Annotated in this window: 1 protein-coding gene; it reads left to right on the top strand. The window is 77.5% G+C overall.

Features of this window, described 5'->3' with window-relative positions; all coding sequences use genetic code 11:
• Window positions 1-1170: NB-ARC domain-containing protein (locus KS423_RS45860; protein WP_224285571.1), on the top strand; the 1170-nt coding region annotated here is incomplete at both ends.

The raw sequence follows: 1170 nt of genomic DNA, 5'->3' as shown, positions 1-1170 counted from the left end.
CGGGCGCTGCCCGGTGCTGGTGCTGGCCGGGCGTCCGGGCTCCGGACGGACCACGCTGGCCGCCCGCTTCGCCCGTACCGTTGCCGCCGACTACCCGGACGGCGTGCTGTTCGTACGGTTGTCCGCCCCGGACGGCGGCCGGGTGCCGCCCGCCCGGGCCGCCCGGCTGCTGCTGGAACAGCTCGACCCGCAGAGTGCGGTGCCGCTGCCCGGGGCGGGCGAGGACGGGCGGGACGAGCCGGGCTGCGTGGCGCTGCGCGAGGCGCTCGCGGGGCTGCGGGTGCTGCTCGTGCTGGACGACGTCCGGGATGCCGGGCAGGTGTGGCCGCTGCTGGCCGACGAGCCCGGCTGCCTGGTGCTCGCCACCACGGCCGGGCCGCTCACCGGGATCGAGGACATCGACCCGGTGATCCTCGGCGGGCTGGACCGGCAGGGCTCCGGCGAACTGCTGGCCGACCTGGTCGGCGGCACCCGGATCTCCTGCGACCCGGTCGGCGGGGCCGACCTGGCCGAGGCCTGCGCCGCCCGGCCGGCCGCGCTGCGGCTGATGGCGGGGTGGCTGCGCGGCAGTCCGAAGACCGCGGTCACGGACGCGGCGCGAGAGCTCAACCGGGTGGTGGGGGAGGAGACGGCGGTCACGGGGGCTTCCGCGGAGCCTGTTGCGGCCGCTGTGGAGAAGGAGAAGGAGAAGGAGCAAGGCGGGGCGCCGAGGAAGAAGAAGGAGGGGGAGCGGGCGGCGAAGTTTCCCGGCACTCCTCCGGCCGGCCCTTCCGGGTCCGTCGGGTCCGTCGGGGCCGTTGGGTCCGCGCGGGGCCCGTTGGGGAAACCGGTACCGGGGAAGGCGTCGGAGGGCCGGGCCGGTGAGCCCGCTCCCGGTGCTGCTGCCCCGGTGACCGAGTCGGCCGGTGATCCGGCGGCCTGGGTGAAGCCAGGCCCGGAGCCGGCCGAGCCGGTGCCCGTCCCCGACAACGACCCGCTGCTCGGCGCGTTCACCCTGGTGTACCGCGGGCTGCCGACGGCCCAGGCGCGGATGCTGCGCACTCTCACCCTGGCCCCGGCGCAGACCGCCGACCCGCGCACCGCCTCCGCCCTGGTCGGCTGCCCGGTGCCGGACGCGGCCGCGACACTGGCCGCGCTGGCCGAGTGGGAGCTGGTCGGCGAGGAGGCGCC

The organism is Streptomyces sp. LS1784 (assembly GCF_020103755.1).
In the GTDB taxonomy this organism is placed as follows: domain Bacteria; phylum Actinomycetota; class Actinomycetes; order Streptomycetales; family Streptomycetaceae; genus Kitasatospora.
The sequence above is the reverse complement of the archived record's forward strand: the minus strand, read 5'-3'. Positions and strand labels throughout refer to the sequence as shown.